This window comes from Glycocaulis sp. (genome assembly GCF_052168375.1).
Lineage (GTDB): Bacteria > Pseudomonadota > Alphaproteobacteria > Caulobacterales > Maricaulaceae > Glycocaulis.
On sequence record NZ_JBQLZR010000116.1, the window covers coordinates 1 to 15,528 of the forward strand.

The 15,528-nt window shown below is 62.9% G+C and carries 16 protein-coding genes and 2 tRNA genes; 2 read left to right on the plus strand and 16 right to left on the minus strand.

Annotated features, from left to right (window positions below):
• The 3 genes from ACTS2Z_RS04590 to ACTS2Z_RS04600 form a co-directional block, all read right to left on the minus strand.
• Nucleotides 1-3,124 (minus strand): hypothetical protein (locus ACTS2Z_RS04590; protein WP_442572050.1); only part of this gene is annotated, 3,124 nt, incomplete at its 3' end.
• Nucleotides 3,125-3,481: 357 nt separating this feature from the next.
• Complete coding sequence (locus tag ACTS2Z_RS04595) at nt 3,482-3,694, minus strand: RHS repeat domain-containing protein (RefSeq protein ID WP_442572051.1); 213 nt, start codon at nt 3,692-3,694, stop codon at nt 3,482-3,484.
• 296 nt (nt 3,695-3,990) lie between these two features.
• Nucleotides 3,991-4,066, minus strand: a tRNA-Phe gene (locus ACTS2Z_RS04600).
• Nucleotides 4,067-4,258: 192 nt separating this feature from the next.
• Here ACTS2Z_RS04600 and ACTS2Z_RS04605 point away from each other — a divergent pair.
• On the plus strand, nt 4,259-6,940 hold the full coding sequence (locus ACTS2Z_RS04605) for a TonB-dependent receptor domain-containing protein (RefSeq protein ID WP_442572052.1): 2,682 nt from the start codon (nt 4,259-4,261) through the stop codon (nt 6,938-6,940).
• A gap of 178 nt (nt 6,941-7,118) precedes the next feature.
• Here ACTS2Z_RS04605 and lpdA read toward each other — a convergent pair whose 3' ends face one another.
• From lpdA to ACTS2Z_RS04665, 12 genes are all read right to left on the minus strand, one after another.
• Nucleotides 7,119-8,540, minus strand: a complete 1,422-nt coding sequence (lpdA, locus tag ACTS2Z_RS04610; RefSeq protein ID WP_442572053.1) for a dihydrolipoyl dehydrogenase — start codon at nt 8,538-8,540, stop codon at nt 7,119-7,121.
• A gap of 103 nt (nt 8,541-8,643) precedes the next feature.
• On the minus strand, nt 8,644-9,219 hold the full coding sequence (locus ACTS2Z_RS04615; protein ID WP_442572054.1) for a TetR/AcrR family transcriptional regulator: 576 nt from the start codon (nt 9,217-9,219) through the stop codon (nt 8,644-8,646).
• A gap of 59 nt (nt 9,220-9,278) precedes the next feature.
• Nucleotides 9,279-9,728 (minus strand): DUF4442 domain-containing protein, encoded by a 450-nt coding sequence (locus ACTS2Z_RS04620; RefSeq protein ID WP_442572055.1) that lies wholly within the window; start codon nt 9,726-9,728, stop codon nt 9,279-9,281.
• Nucleotides 9,729-9,824: 96 nt separating this feature from the next.
• The gene (locus ACTS2Z_RS04625) at nt 9,825-9,998 is read right to left on the minus strand and encodes a DNA gyrase inhibitor YacG (RefSeq protein ID WP_442572056.1); all 174 of its coding nucleotides are present in this window, start codon (nt 9,996-9,998) and stop codon (nt 9,825-9,827) included.
• Nucleotides 9,998-11,056, minus strand: coding sequence for a ribonuclease E/G (locus tag ACTS2Z_RS04630; protein WP_442572057.1), 1,059 nt, complete (start codon nt 11,054-11,056; stop codon nt 9,998-10,000). The genes ACTS2Z_RS04625 and ACTS2Z_RS04630 overlap by 1 nt, the downstream gene beginning before the upstream one ends.
• Entirely contained in the window at nt 11,053-11,646 is a 594-nt protein-coding gene (locus tag ACTS2Z_RS04635; RefSeq protein WP_442572058.1) for a Maf family protein, read from the minus strand. The genes ACTS2Z_RS04630 and ACTS2Z_RS04635 overlap by 4 nt, the downstream gene beginning before the upstream one ends.
• 15 nt (nt 11,647-11,661) lie before the next feature.
• Nucleotides 11,662-11,880, minus strand: a complete 219-nt coding sequence (gene infA / locus ACTS2Z_RS04640) for a translation initiation factor IF-1 (RefSeq protein ID WP_019961978.1) — start codon at nt 11,878-11,880, stop codon at nt 11,662-11,664.
• Nucleotides 11,881-12,012: 132 nt separating this feature from the next.
• The gene (locus tag ACTS2Z_RS04645) at nt 12,013-12,432 is read right to left on the minus strand and encodes an arsenate-mycothiol transferase ArsC (protein ID WP_442572059.1); all 420 of its coding nucleotides are present in this window, start codon (nt 12,430-12,432) and stop codon (nt 12,013-12,015) included.
• Nucleotides 12,429-12,914 (minus strand): UPF0262 family protein, encoded by a 486-nt coding sequence (locus ACTS2Z_RS04650; RefSeq protein ID WP_442572060.1) that lies wholly within the window; start codon nt 12,912-12,914, stop codon nt 12,429-12,431. Before ACTS2Z_RS04650 ends, ACTS2Z_RS04645 begins: the two co-directional genes overlap by 4 nt.
• Nucleotides 12,911-13,372 (minus strand): DUF2948 family protein, encoded by a 462-nt coding sequence (locus tag ACTS2Z_RS04655; RefSeq protein ID WP_442572061.1) that lies wholly within the window; start codon nt 13,370-13,372, stop codon nt 12,911-12,913. The genes ACTS2Z_RS04650 and ACTS2Z_RS04655 overlap by 4 nt, the downstream gene beginning before the upstream one ends.
• Complete coding sequence (gene murA / locus ACTS2Z_RS04660) at nt 13,369-14,637, minus strand: UDP-N-acetylglucosamine 1-carboxyvinyltransferase (protein WP_442572062.1); 1,269 nt, start codon at nt 14,635-14,637, stop codon at nt 13,369-13,371. The genes ACTS2Z_RS04655 and murA overlap by 4 nt, the downstream gene beginning before the upstream one ends.
• A gap of 74 nt (nt 14,638-14,711) precedes the next feature.
• On the minus strand, nt 14,712-14,870 hold the full coding sequence (locus ACTS2Z_RS04665) for a hypothetical protein (RefSeq protein WP_442572063.1): 159 nt from the start codon (nt 14,868-14,870) through the stop codon (nt 14,712-14,714).
• Between the two features lie 118 nt (nt 14,871-14,988).
• On the opposite strand from ACTS2Z_RS04665, the gene ACTS2Z_RS04670 reads away from it, so the two are divergent.
• Nucleotides 14,989-15,063, plus strand: a tRNA-Thr gene (locus ACTS2Z_RS04670).
• 7 nt (nt 15,064-15,070) lie between these two features.
• Here ACTS2Z_RS04670 and ACTS2Z_RS04675 read toward each other — a convergent pair.
• On the minus strand, nt 15,071-15,528 hold a 458-nt coding region (locus ACTS2Z_RS04675; RefSeq protein WP_442572064.1), incomplete at its 5' end, for a YqaA family protein.

The following is a 15,528-nucleotide window of genomic DNA, read 5'->3' on the forward strand; positions in this document are numbered from 1 at the left end:
CGTCATACTCGCCGATCAGGTTCGCGCCATCATAGAGGAAGCGCGTCGTCGCGCCCGACACTTGCGCCGTCTGATAGAGACGCCCTGCCGGATCGTAGCTGAGCGAGACGTCTCCGCCGCCCCCTCCAGTAACGCTCGTCAGGCGGTTGTCGAAATCATAGGCATAGGACCGCACGCCATCAGTGGTCATGTTCCCGCGATTGTCGTATGAGTACGTGACACCCCCGCCGGAGAGGAAGCGGTTCAGACCATCCACCGTGATCGTCACATCCTGGTTGGTGTGACCAGCAAAGGCGTAAATGTCGTTGGCCATGGTGCGCGATGCGATCTGGCCGGCAGCATTATAGGTGAAGGTGAGCGCCTGATCGTCATCTGTCCCGCTGAGGTCCTGCGTCAGCTCGTCAAGCCGGCCCGCCGCATCATAGTCAAACCCCGTCACCACACCATTGCCGCGCGTGAGAGACGTCACCCGGCCGAGATTGTCATAAGCGTAGGCCGCTAGCACCCCGATGCCGGAACCAGCCCCGTTCTCGCGGATATGCGTCAATGCACCCGTCATGGCATAATCATACGTCACATACAGCCCGTCCGGCCAGTCCATGCGGGTGCGCCGGCCCGAAGCATCGTACTGATAGCTCACCGTGCCTTGAGGGGTGACGGCGGTGAGGTTCCGACCGAGAGCGTCATACGTGTAGGTGAGGGTGTGACCGCCAGTCTGGCTCGCCTGAAGCACGCGGCCCAGAAGATCATAGGTGTAGGTTATGTCCGGCTGGGGCGAAGGCGCGTTACGCGCCGTGATCCGGTTCAGATTGTCGTAAGCGTAGGTGATGTCGTCGCCCGACCGGAGGCGATGAGTGGCCAGGCGGCCTGCTGCGTCATAGGTGAACTGGTCCCGGTCGGCGCTATTGCTGGCATTGCTGCCGGTTGTCGTGACGGGATACTGTATCTGGTAGAGCCGGTCGTGACCGTCACGCACATAGGTCGTGCGGTTGTCCGCCCCGTCGCGCACATAGTCCACATGGCCATTTGCCGTGTAGGCATAGCGCGCATCAACACCCACTTCTGCCGTGCCGTAGCCATTGCGAATTTCGGTGATCTGCCCGGCACCATTGCGGGTGTTGTGGGTGATCCGGTCGGGCCCTTGTGTCCCCGTTGTACCGAGCGTACACGCGTCCGAGGGCGGCGATCCGAACACACCCGGATTCATGCGCACCGCTGAACACAGCAACCGGCCGGACGCATCATAGCTCACCTGCTGCAATGCCAGTATCGTCGCTCCGGACTTCAGCCGTGCAGCGACAGGCCGGTACAGCGCGTCATACTCGGTCTCCTGACGCTCGATAACTGTCATCGACGCAAGGTCGGACACGCTGGTGCCGGTCGCGGTACCGCGTTCCACGTAAGATTCCTGGCCCGCTACAGTATAGCCGATCCGTGCTGCCTGGCGCAGCAACGCTCCGCCACCGTCAGGGTCAGGTCCAATCACACCGGCAGGGCGGCGCAGCGCGTCGTAAAAGTAATAGCTGCGTGCGGACGCCCCTCCAACCGCCGGCTCACTCCAGGTCACATTGCCAAAAATGTCATAGGCCCGGCTGATGGTGGATGTGGGCGTGCCATTGCCAGCAGCCACAGTTGTGGAGACGGGCAACCGGTTATTGGCAACACTGGCAGAACCGTATCCGATAGTGGTGCGCGTTTCGTTGGCCGTGCCGACGCAAGAAGGCGAAGTTCCACTCGCACAGGCTGAGACCTGGGTGAGGCGCCAGACAGGGCTCGGCGCCTGTGCAATTCCACTGCCCTGATTGTACCAGGCGTAGAGCGAGGAATAGCTGTAGCGCGTTTGGGGACGGTCACCCGATCCCGACGGAGCAGGTGATGTTACGGTCAACACGCCCCCATGGGTCGAATCGTAGGTGTAATCGGTCCGGTTTCCGCCCGCATCCTCTGTCCAGGACGCCTGATTGCAGGTGACCACATTAGTGCAGGTCGCAGGATAACCGGCACTCGTCACCAGATCAGCCAGTCCGGTAGACGGCTTGGCCACACGGCGCACCTCGGTGACATTGCCGCGCCCATCGTAGGTGTAGCGGACCTGATTTCCTTCCGGGTAGGTCACTCGCGTCACCCGGCCATAAGCATCGTGAAGGAGACTCGTTGTTTGGCTGACACCGTTCGTGCTTGATACAGGCAGGCCGGTCGAGAGGTCCGAAACAAGGCTCTCGGTGGCGCTGAGCGGACTTGTCACTGTCGTGGTGCGGTTACCGCCACCTTCAGTGTAACCATAGGACCAGACTTGCGTCCCACCGAACGTCACCGACGTTATCCGGCCAGCAGACGTGCCAGAGCTGCCATAGGCATAGGTCACGTCATCTGACATTGACCCGGGGGCCCGCACGCCGGTGACCCGGCCCGCCGAAAACGTGAACCTCGATGTCTGGCTCAGATTATCCGTGACAGTGACAATGCTTCCAGCATGCCCAAAGCTCAGGCTTGGCCAGTCCTGTGTGAAGCTGCAGGTAATCGGAAACGGGTTATAAGGGACGGTCGGCACAGGCGGCAGGCAGTAATCTACCGTGCTGTTGAATGCCGTAACCTGAACGACCTGGTTCCAGCCATCATAGGGCGGCGCGAAAACCGCCTGAAGCGCATATTCGAAGTAAAGCTGGTAACCAAAGTTATTGGATATCCCTGCCAGACGGACAAGATAACCATCGTCTACCAGAACCGGTATGCCACCTTCCCATACCACCCGTGATGCCGGCATCGCATTATAATGATACCGCACGTCTTCGCCATGCGGATAGGTGATACGGGTAAGATACCCGTCAGCCTCTCCAAAGCCGTAGGCGGGGCCCTGGTTCTCTGGCGGCTGCATTGTGGCAAGGTCCTGCGCGAAGGTCATCACCGTGCCGTCACGCGAAGTGTAGGTATAAATGCCGCCAGCAAACGTCAGGGTCGACCCGGTGCCCTGGTCTGATACAAACACTGAACCGGATTGCGTAAAGCTCTCCGAAGTACTGCCAATGCTGACTGTCCGCGTGGTGCCGATGGCAAATACGATCCCGACCACACTCTGGCGCCATTCATACCAACCGGGTCCATAAAGCGCCACGGAGTAGCTCAAACCGCCGCTGCCTGGCTGCCCGATTGAAATCTGCGGTGTTGACGGAACAAAGCTGCCGTTGATCAGGTCGACGCCGCGATCATCAATAGCTGTGAAGACCGGTGGCGGTTCGTAGGTTTGGGCAATTACCGGATGAGCGAGAGCCACGGATAGGAACATAGCCACGGCTGCAGCAAGCCATGACACCCACCGGCGCTCGTGTCGGCCAGCTGGGGCAGTCCTGTTCGATTGAAGCTCCGAAGACCCCGTCTGTGTGCTATTCATTGCAACAATCTCCGGCTATTCAATTAGAAAATTCGATTTATAGTTGTGGCTTTAAGCGCAGGTCGACGAGCTCAGCACGAATAGCTCACTTCCTCAGGCTCCGGTCACCTTTTTACGAACGCGATTGTAAGCAGCGTCATACTCATATTCGGTCAGGATACCATTTGGAGCGCCGCCTGAGCGCTGAACTTCAACCAGCTGCCCGCGAGCGTCATACACATAAGTCTCAGTCGTAGAGCTTCCCGACTGAGAAGAGACAGCAATTGAAACTGCCAAAACGATGGGGTGAACGGTCACCATAATCATAGCCGGGCCTCCAACATCGCGCGTACCATGACCGTGGCACAATCTCTGTATGTGTGCAATCTAAAAACGACCAGTAGTTAGCGGCCTTGGATCAACGCGTTTCTTGGCAGCAAGACGGTCATCAGTTTGAGGTTCGATAGAGCTCCACATCACGCTAGCCGTGCAGCATGGAGCTGCCGGGGGCATCCGTAACCCGTTGTAATTGCTTGTGCCCGTGCCGCATCGTGCAGCAAGCATAGAGCCTAGCCACCTAGAGCAAGGTCTGTCGAAAAGCTTCAGTTTTACAAGGGTTTGTGTGGTGCCCAGGGCCGGAATCGAACCAGCGACACGCGGATTTTCAATCCGCTGCTCTACCAACTGAGCTACCTGGGCACACTCCGGAACCGGAGAGCGCGGTTTATAGGACCGGTTTTTGCCCCTGTCCATGGGGGTTGGCGCATCTGGCGCGCACCCTTTGCACATGAACGCGTCATACTATGTAAACGCGCGTCACCGCTTGCCCGCACGTCCCTGCCCTGTTAACCGGCTCTCCCCGACCCGTTCCGCCTTGAAGAGGCTCCTCCCATGAAGATGCTTGTCCGCCCCTTGCTGGCCACCACGGCGCTGTGCGCATTTGCAGGAACCGCGCTTGCGCAGGAAACACCGGCAACCCGCGAGACGATTGTGGTCACCGGTGGCCGCGCGCCAGGCGCGCTGGAGGCGGACCGTCCGGTCAGCCAGATCACCCGCGAGGCAATAGATGCGGCGGGCTTTTCGCGCGTGGGCGAGGCGCTAGTCTTCCAGACCTTTGTGACGGGCTCCGAGTTCAATGAGGACCCTGGTACGCAGAACGACACTTCAGGCACGTCGAGCGTGAATTTGCGCGGCCTCGGCCTTGGCGCCACGCTGGTGCTGGTAAACGGCCAGCGCCAGACGGTTGCCAGCGTCGCCGCCGATGACGGGTCGAGCTTTGTCGATTTCAATGCGCTGGTCCCCTCGCTCGCGGTGGAGCGCGTGGAGATACTTCGCGATGGCGCCTCCCCGGTCTATGGCGCAGACGCTGTCGCAGGCGTCATCAACGTCATCACGCGTGACCGCTATGACGGCCTTGAGACGTTTGCCGAATGGCGTGGCCCCACCGAGTTTTCCGGCTCCGGCGCCGGATACACACTCGGCGCCATCGCCGGGCACGGGTTTGGCAACTGGCATCTCACGGGCGCGGTGGAGTGGTTCGACCGCAAAGGGCTGGAGGGGTTTGAAACCCCCTTCGCGCCAGGTACAGGCCTGTCATCGCTCGGCCAGCCGGGCTCGTTCTACATCCTCGCCCCCGGCGGCGGATTTGAAGTGACCAACGCCAACGGCGGCCCGGCCCCGATCCTCGATCCTGATTGCGTCGCGGCAGGCGGACGCCCGCTCGCCACCGGCGCGCAAACACCCTTTGGCCAGATCGGCTCGTGCGGGCTCGATTTCGGCCAGTTCTTCTCCGTGCTTACCGATGAGGAACGCCTGTCCGGCTTTGCCGCCCTGACCGGTGATTTCGGCGATACACGCCTTGCGCTTCGCTTTGCCGGCACGGCGCAGGACGTCGAGCGTGGCAATTCGCCCTCGCTGGCCAATTTGCGCTTCCCCACCATCTCGCAGAACCATCCGGCAAACCCGTTCGGCCGCGACGTCGTCTGGCTTGGCCGGCCGCTGGGTGAACGTGCCGGTGCGGCCCGGCGCAGCTTCGAACACCGTACCTGGCGTATCGAGGCAGGGCTGGAACATGATTTCGAGGCAGGCGGTCGTGGCTGGCTCTTCAGCGGTGACATCACCTGGTCGCGAAACACATTGCGCGCCACGATCACCGATACGCTGGCCGACAATTTCAATGCCGCGATCCTGGGATTTGGCGGAGCGAACTGCCCGGTTCGGGCGCCCGGGCAAGGCGTGGCGCCGGGTGATGCCGGTCAGGGCTGTTCCTACTTCAACCCGTTCGGGTCTGGCGGCCTCGTCACCGACCCGTCAGATCCCCGCTATAATGACCCGGCAGTCATCGACTACATCATTGGCGAAAACATCCGCACCTCGCACGCCGATCTGGTGACAGGCGAGTTCACCTTTGCCACCGATGCGCTGGTCACCCTGCCGGCAGGGCCTGTCTCCGCGGCGTTCGGGGCGCATCTGCGCCGGGAAACCTATGCAGTGAACCACGGCGATGATTTCAACGCCGACAACTTCCTCTTCATCGTCGGCGGGCCGGATTATTCAGGCGATCGCGATGCGGCAGCGCTCTTTGCCGACGCCATTGTGCCGGTAACGGAAAACTTGCGGCTGCAACTGGCCGCGCGCCATGAACGCCAGGGCGATTTCTCCTCCACCGATCCGCGTATCGCGGCGGCCTTTGATGTAAACGACGCCGTGACCTTGCGTGCCTCCTGGTCGCGCTCCTATCGCGCGCCCTCGCTACATCAGGAAGTCTCGGCCACCACGACCTTGCAGTCGCTGACCATCGGCACGCAGGCACTGTTCCGCCCAGTGCGCACGGTCGGCAATCCCGACCTTGATCCTGAACGCGCCGATACGGTCTCGGCGGGCATCTCTGCACGTTTTGCCGGGCTGAACGCGACCATGGATGTCTGGCAGGTCCGTTATGAAGACCTGATCGTACGCGAGGCGGCCAATGCGATCATCGCGGCTGACCTTGCCGACAATGGCCAGTTTGACGATCCGCGCATCGAGCTGTCACCGGCCGGCGATGTCGTGCTGGTGCGGGCCGCCTTCGTGAATGCGCCGCGCGTGGAGGCTTCAGGGCTTGACCTCGCCCTACGCAGCGACCCGCTGGAGCTTGGTGCAGGCACGGTCAGCTGGGGCACAGACATAAGCTGGATCGGCGAGTTCTCGATCGTCGACCCGGTCCTGAACCGGGAAATCGATGCGCTCGGCAGCCGCAATTTCACAAACTTTGCCCGGTCCGTGCCGGACTGGCGCGCCAGTGCCTGGCTCGACTGGACGTCCGGAGGCTTCGGCGCCCGCGCCGGCGTGCGCCATATTGCGGGATACCGCAATGATGAGGGGGCAGGCAGCAATGTGGACAGCTGGACGGTTCTCGACCTTCAGGCCCGCTACACCCTCGCCATGGCAGGCACAGCGGTGACGCTCACCGCCGGCGCGCTCAACATCACCGATGAGGCCCCGCCCTTCGTGCCGACACCGCTCGGCTATGACACCAAGGCCCATGATCCGCGCGGGCGGGTGGCCTATGTGCGGGTGGGCGCACGGTTCTAGGGAAAGATTGGCGCTGCCTGCCGCAAAGCGGCCTGACCAGGCCATATTGGACGTACCGGGGTCCCGGCCCTCGAGCCGGGATCCATGGAAAATTTGGCCGACGGGAAAGATGGGTCCCGGTTCAAGCCCGGGACCCCCGGAGAGCATTCCGATATCGCGCGGAATGATGGAATACGCCCTAGGCCGGGATGTGAATGGGATGGCCGAGAGCGGCAAGGGCGCTTTCGGCAAAGCCTTCCGTCAGGGTCGGGTGCACGTGGATCGTGCCCGCGATATCCTCTAGACGCGCGCCCATTTCGACGGCCAGCGCAAACTCGCCCGAGAGCTCACTGACATGCTTGCCGACGGCATGGATGCCCAGCACCACATGGTCGCTTTCGCGCGCGGTGACACGCACAAATCCGCCATCGGCGCCGCCCTCCATTGACAGCGCACGCCCGGAAGCAGCCAGCGGAAACTTGCCAGTAATGACGCTCTCGCCCTTTTGCTTCGCCTGATCGGGGGTAAGACCGACACCCACAACTTCCGGCTCGGTGAAGCACACCGCTGCGATGGCGTTCGGATCGAACCGGCGGCGATGCCCGGCAATCACTTCGGCCACGAGCTCGCCCTGGGCAGTTGCCTTGTGGGCCAGCAAGGGTTCGCCCACCAGATCACCAATCGCATAGACACCGCGCATGGGCGTGCGGCACTGGTCATCGATCTTCACAAACGGCCCGTCCATATCGAGGCCCATATTCTCAAGGCCCCAGCCTTCGGTGACCGGCTTGCGCCCGACGGCCACCAGGATCCGGTCGGCTTCGAGCTGGTGCGGCTTGCCGGATTCATCCTCGAAGACGAGATGGGTCTTGCCGTCCTTTTCCTCCACGCCCTTGGCGCGGGCATTGAGATGCACGTCGATTCCGTGGCGCTTGAGCCATTGGGTGATGGGTCGGGTGATCTCGCCATCATAAAGCGGCAGGATGCCGCCGGAGGCTTCGACGAAGCTGACCTTCGAGCCCATCTTGGCAAACGCGATGCCGAGCTCCAGACCGATATAACCCGCGCCGACCACAACCAGCTTTTCCGGCAGTTCGGTCAGTTCCAGCGCCCCTGTCGATCCGATGACCGGACCGCCAAACGGCATGAAGGGCAGTTCGGTCTCTTTTGAACCGGTTGCCAGGATCACATTCTCCGCCTCGATGGTGAGGGTCTTTCCATCTTCCATCTCGACCGTGCAGGTCTTGGCGTCAGAGAATGTTGCCCAGCCGGAAATCGCTTCCACCTTGGCGCCCTTGAGAAGCTGGCCGACGCCCTTGGTCAGCTTGCCGACAATTGTGTCCTTCCAGGCGGTGACGCCCGCCATATCCAGCTCCGGCGCGCTTTTGAGCGATATGCCAAGCGCACCATCGCCGACATGCCCGGCCATTTCCTCATACTTGGAGGCGGCGTGAATAAAGGCCTTGGAGGGAATGCAGCCGCGATTGAGGCAGGTGCCGCCAAGCCCGTGCTTGTCGACAATGACCGTATCGAGCCCGAGCTGGCCGGCCCTGATGGCCGCCGGATAGCCGCCCGGACCACCGCCCACGACGAGAACCTGACATTTGCGAGTTTCGGCCATGGCGCTTTCCTCCGTCTGGATGTCTGGCGGGTGTTTAGCGTGGCAGGGCGCGGGCGGGAAGGGCGCGGCTGTGACGCTCTAACGTGCTGGTCTCAGGAGCGGCTTAGGCTTCCGCCCGTTCCGGCGCTTGCAGCCGCAGGATCTGTCCGTCAAGCACACCAAAGACCTGCTGTGTCAGGAAGGCGCGCAGGGCGTCCGGGCTACGCGGCGCAAGCGTGGACGTCTGGGCGAGTGTCAACAGGCCATAGGCGGCGGCGAGCCCGCTGAAGGCGAGTTCCTTTGCATCTGCGTCACGGCTGGTTCCGCTGACATCAAGCGCAGAGCGCGCCGATTGCATCAGCCTGGACAGCAGCAATTGCATGGCCCGTCCCAGTTCAGGGTCCGCATCGATCTGCGCGCGTGATCGGGTAAGCATCAGATGATGCCGGTGCGGATACTCCAGAGCAAACCCGATAAAGACCGCGAAATCCGCGTGCAGCGCTGACGGACCGGCACCGCCTGTCTCCATGGCCTTGAGAAGATCTTCCAGGCAACGCGCTGCCACAGCCCGAAGCACTCCGTCCCGGTCCTCAAAATGCCGGTAGAGGGCACGGTGATCGGTTCCGATGCGGGCCGCGATTTCGCGCATGGTGATGCTGTCTGCGCCGCCCGCATCCAACACGCTGATCGCAGCGTTCACAGCCTGCTTTTGCACCTCGCCGTGATGATAGCTCCGGCGCGGACTTTTCACTGACGGGTTCAGCCTGTCTTCCTCACATGCCAGTTGACCATCATTCTTGCGATAGCATTGCCGTCCGCGTCGGTGATGTCGACATTCACCGCAAATTCGACCTTGCCATCGGCCAGCAAAGCGCGTTCGGCATCGCTGACAGACACATTCGTGCGGGCGTCGGCAACGAGGTCGCTCTTGCCAGTCTTGAGATAGTCGATGGTCGCACTGGCCGCCACGGGGCGGATCGCGAAGATATGCTCCGACAGCAAGCCCGCCATGGCGGCGCCGGAAGCGGCTTCACCCAACGTGAAAATGGCGCCTGCATGCATGGTCTGGATGTGGTTTTCCACCTCTGCGCGGCGGGGAAGACGCGCCTGTGCGTTTCCCGCACCGACCTCGACAATCTCGACCCCCGTGTAAGCCGCGTAAGGCACGCTTCCCTGAAGGTGGGTCTTGATGGCTTCGAACATGGACATGATCACTGCTCCTAATGTCACCATTGGTGACATTAGGCCGGAAGCATCAAGGCGGCAAGAGCTTGGCCGCGCCTCAGCCGGGAACGAAGAGTGTGCCTACTCCCCGTCCTCCGGCGGCAGGGCTTCCGGCGAAACCGGTTCGCCCGGCACTGCATAGGAATTGGAGAGCCACTTTTGCAGATCGAGATCGCTGCAGCGCCGTGAGCAGAAGGGCCGGTACTCCACGATCGCCGGCTTGCCGCACATCGGGCATTTGCCCTTGTGTCCCATTACGCCCTCACTGCAGAAAAGCCACGTGCAGGCAGGGACGCCGAGGCTTTCAGCGAGAAGCGGGCGCCCAGACGTGAGGCCATGGCCTTGTTCCAGCCGACCGGGTCACGTGCCAGCCAGTCATGCACCTCGCTGCCGGCGTCCAGGACCAGCGGGCTTGCCCGGTTGGCGCGGCCCTCGGCCTCCAGCGCGCGCAAGGCGGCAAGAGCTGCCGTTTCCACGCTCTCGACGCCGAAACGCTCCCACATCTGTTCGTGCAGGGCGCGGCCGAGGCGCTGACGGGCAAGTTCGACATTGGCAAAGCGCGAGGAAGGTGCGATATCCACCTTCGCCGGGTCATTCTTGAAGCCGGACTTCAGCGTCGCTTCCAGGGCTGTCTGGTCGCCCTTCTTCTTCAACGGCAGGAAGTCGATGGCCACAACGCCGCCAATGCCACGAAGGCGTATCTGGCGGGCCGCCTCGCGCGCCGCGGTCCGGTTGAGATCAAAAGCAAAATTGCCTTTGCCGCCTGTGCGTCCCGCCGCATCCACGTCGATCGCCGTCAGGGCAGTGACCGGTTCGATGATGATCTGACCCCCACCATGAAGCATCACGCGTGGTTCCAGTGCGGCCTCAAACTCGGCATCAAGATCGATGCCCGCCTTCGAGGCGTGCACGATCGGTGCATCGAACTGGCCAGACAGGCGCTCGGCGAGCGGCGGAGCCGTAAGCAGCGCTTCAGGTGCATCCCCGGCTTCGACCTCATAGAGGGCAAGTGTTGGTCCCTTTTCCTGAAAGGCCTCGCGTGCCACTTGCACACCAATGGCGGCGCCTTCATGAAACCCTGCCGGGCGGCCAGCCGCACCAAAGGAGAGGAAACCGTCAGGGCCGCGCCCGATATCGACGAAGGCGCCATTAAGCTGGGCTTCGATGCGCCGCACCCGCCCGCGATAAATCTCGCCGCGAATGGCGCGCGAACGGCGTTCGCTCCAGCGCTCCAGATGCAGCTCGACCGCGCGGTCGCCCTCAAACAGGGCTGCGCGCGTCTCCCCGACATGATCGGCTACGACAATTCTCATCGCCCGGTCACCTCTGGTCTGTAGCCAAGTCCCGTCAGCAACTGGCGGGTTTCGTAGACGGGAAGCCCCATTACGCCGGTATAGCTGCCGGTGATCTGAAGGATATGCGCGCCGAACCGGCCCTGAATGGCGTAGCCACCGGCCTTGCCCTGCCATTCGCCGCTGGCGATGTATTCCTCGATCTCGTCCGCGCCGAGACGCTTCACCGCGACGCGGGTCATGGAGAGCCGGTGGCCCTGCCGCCCGTCGGGCGCGCGCACGGCAACGCCGGTGAATACCCGGTGATTGCGCCCCGAGAGGAGTGCGAGACAGGCTCGTGCCTGCGCCTCGGTTTCGGTCTTGGGAAGAATGCGGCGGCCAACGCCGACTACCGTGTCGCTAGCCAGCACGTATGCGCCTTCATGGCCCGACGCGGCAGCAAGCTTTGCCAGCGTCAGACGCACTGCCAGATCGCGCGGCAATTCGCCGGCCTGCTCGCTTTCGTCAATATCAGCCGGGGCGATGGCGTCGGGCGGGAACCCAATCTGCGCTAGCAGGTCACGCCTGCGCGGCGAGGCACTCGCCAGAACAAGGCGCATGTCTGCGGGCATGAGGCTACGCGCACCCTACTTGAAGCGGTAGGTGATACGGCCCTTGGTCAGGTCGTAAGGGGTCATCTCGACCAGCACCTTGTCACCCGCCAGCACGCGGATGCGGTTCTTGCGCATCTTGCCGGCGGTATGGGCGATGATCTCGTGGTCGTTTTCCAGTTTTACCCGGAAGGTGGCATTCGGCAGGAGTTCGGTGACCTCACCGGGAAACTCCAGCAATTCTTCCTTCGCCATGCAGCTCCTCTTGTCTGGCATCCAGCCGGCAAAAAATCCGTCGCCATGACGGAATCGGCCCGGCGGCGCGGCGTGTGGCGGGGTATATAGTCCCTATAACCGCCTTACGTCGAGCCTTGCGGCAGATTCACCTCATACGGTCTGGAGATTGATCCGGGCTTTAAGCGCGTCGCGGATGGCGCGGTAGGCATCAAGGCGTGCCTCGCGCCCACCCTCGATCTCGGCTGGATCGGCGAAATGCCAGTGCTCAACACGTGCACCATGGCTCGCTGCGAGCTCGGATGCAGCGCTGTCGGCTTCCGGCGCCAGGCAGATAATGCGCGTGCCGGGCCCGGGAACAATGCCGTCCAGCCCGCAAGGCTCGAAATCGGAAAGATCGGCCCCCGCCTCGCGCATCACGGCAATCATGAAGCCATCGGCAACGCTTGCCGGTTCGATCCCGCAGGAGCGCACAGAGGCGTCAGTGCCAAATCGCGCCCGCCACAAGGCTTCCGCCATTGGAGAGCGGACCGAATTGCGTCCGCACACAAACACGACAGCCGGCGTGCTCACGCGGTTCTCCGGTGCAGCGCGCAGATCAGCGTGAACAGGCGGCGCGAGGTATCGAAATCGACATCGATCTTGCCCTCAAGGCGCTCACGCAGAAGCGAGGAGCCTTCGTTGTGGACACCGCGCCGGCCCATGTCGACCGCCTCGATCTGGGCGAGCGAGGCATCGCGCACCGCTTCGTAATAACTCTCACAGATCAGGAAATAGTCTTTCAGGATCCGGCGCAGCGGACCCAGCGAGAAGACAAAGAGGCGAACCGGCGTGCCGTCCTCGGTGCTGACATCGAACACCAGACGCTGTTCCTCGATGGCCAGGCGCAGCCGGTAGGGACCGCCGGGACCATCAGCGGGACGGAATTTGTTGGATTCCAGCAGGTCGGCGATTGCGACACGGCGCTCGTGTTCCACGTTCTCTTCCGCCTTGCCGATGCTGGCTGCATCCAGTTCGATGGCGATCAGCCGGTCGGTCGGGGCATGCTCGCTCATGCCGGCGCTCCGGCATCATCGTCCGCCCCATGGTCGGGCCGCGCAGACGCTTTCCACGGGGCCGACACATCGGCCAGCACCAGATCGACGCACTCCACCTCCAGGCGCAGCGCGCCGCCTCCGGCAAATGTAAGCACAAGCGTGCCAGCCGGGTTCTCCGCTTCGCCCGACGGCTCGAAAGCAAGCGAGAGCAGTGAAACGAAAGCATCGGGCGCACCCTTGCGCAGGCGCATGGCCTTCACCGATAGCACAGACCCTACTTGCAGCGCCGAGCGCACACGCTCGCCCTGCCCCCGGGAGGCTTCCCAGCGATAGCGCGAAAAAACGGCCGTGAAGCGGCGGGCACGCGCTTCAAATGTCAGGTCGCCCATCCGCGCGATAGCGTCCTGGAGCGCGGCTGACACGGGCGCAATATCGCCTGCATCCTCGCCGATAAGGCGCAAGGGTTTGCTGCTCATGCCCCTTCCTTCTCCCGGCGAATGTCTGCCCCGCAGGCCGACAGCTTCTCTTCCAGCCGTTCAAAGCCCCGGTCCAGATGGTAGACCCGTGAAACGATGGTCTCACCTTCCGCTGCCAGCCCGGCAATGACAAGCGAGACAGAGGCGCGCAGGTCCGTTGCCATGACCGGTGCCCCTTTGAGGGGCGCGGGCCCGCGCACGACGGCCTCATTGCCGCGCACATCAATGCGCGCGCCCAGACGTGTCAGCTCCGGCGCGTGCATGAAGCGGTTCTCGAAGATCGTCTCGCGGATGACCGACGCGCCTTCGGCAAGGCACATGAGGGCCATGAACTGGGCCTGCAGATCGGTCGGGAATCCTGGATAGGGAGCGGTCTGCATGTCGACGGGTTTCAAGGCGCCCGTGCGCACAATCCGTACCGAGGTCTCACCCTCCTCGACCGTGATACCGGCCTCACGCATGTCGGCCCACAGCGCATGATTATGCGACGGTACCAGCCCGGTCAGCGTGACATCCCCGCCCGCAGCCGCAGCCGCCATGGCGTAGGTGCCCGCTTCGATCCGGTCAGCGACGACAGGCCAGTTGGCGCCGTTCAGGCTTGCCACTCCTTCAATGGTGATGGTTCCCGTCCCGGCACCGGACACTTTCGCGCCCATGGCGTTCAGGCAGTTGGCAAGGTCGGCGATCTCCGGCTCGCGGGCGCAGTTTTCCAGCTGGGTCGTGCCGCGGGCGAGGACGGCTGCCAGCATGGCGTGCTCGGTTGCACCGACCGAGACAAAGGGGAAGATCACCTTCCCGCCTTTCAGGCCTCCCGCAGGCGCCTCGGCGAGCACATAGCCTTCCTCCAGCACGATCTTCGCACCAAGCGCCTCCATGGCCTTCAGGTGGAGGTCCACGGGGCGGGCGCCGATGGCGCATCCACCAGGCAGCGAGACCTTCGCCTTGCCTTCACGCGCCAGAAGCGGGCCCAGCACGTTGAAGGTCGCACGCATCTTGCGCACAAGATCATAGGGCGCGGTCGTTCCGGAAAGGTTCGTGGCCTTCAGGCTCAGCCGGCTGCCAGCCTGCTCCTCTGTCTCGACGCCCAGATGGGTCAAGAGGTGCGCCATGAAGCGCGTGTCCGCGAGGCGGGGCATGTTTTCCAGCAGCAATTCGCCGTCCGTCAGCAAGGATGCCGCCATTAGCTTCAGAGCTGAATTCTTGGCACCGGAAACCGGAATGGTGCCGGAAAGCGGCTGTTTCCCGCGAATGACGATTCGATCCATGAAAAAACGTCCTGACTGCTACGAAGCACGAAGGCGGTGCGAGAACGGCATGTAGGAGGCGAAACGCCCGCGTCCTAGCCCTCCGGCGGCGTATCGGTTCCGGCCTTTGAGCCCGAAGGCCGGGCAGCGGCCTTGCGGCGGCGCAGATTGGCCCTCAGGGCTTCGGCCAGACGCGCCTCGCGCGAGTCGGAGCCTTTAGGCGGGCGGGAACCCCGGTCTTGTTTCTTGCTCATGGTCCAAGCGAATGCACCCGCCTGCAACAGACGTCAAGCCTACCCTTGGCGCGGCCGCAAACTTGGGCTATACGCCCCGCTCCGGACAGGCAGGCTCACCGCCCGCCACGCACCGAAGGCCGCTATAGCTCAGGGGTAGAGCGTTCCCTTGGTAAGGGAGAGGTCGAGTGTTCAATTCACTCTAGCGGCACCATTTTTCATTACAGCAGAACCGGCAAGACCAGCAGCGCAATGGCAGCGGCAATGCCTGCGATCCATACCGCCAGGCGCAGGCGCGGCCGGTCCTCGAGAATTTTGAGCCATTCAAGCACCTGCTTGCCGAACAGCCAGACGAGCAGCGCAATACCGAAATAGCGCGCGGCGCGGGTGAGCGCGATCACGGCAAAGACCGTGACCGGCGACAGGCCGGACACCGCCGCGCCCAGTGCGGCCACGAAAAGCGGGATCGGCGTCACATTGATGACGAGAAGGGCCATCACGCCGTTCTCCTCGGCATAGCCCAGAAAATCCTCATAGCGCGCCTCAAGACCCAGAGCCTCGATCACCGGCTCACCTACCGCCTCGAAGGCGACGACGCCGATGAGATACATGGCCGCGACCCCGGCGAGGCATCCTGCAAGGACAGCCGCCGCCGCGATCCAGAGACGCGCCCTGTCGG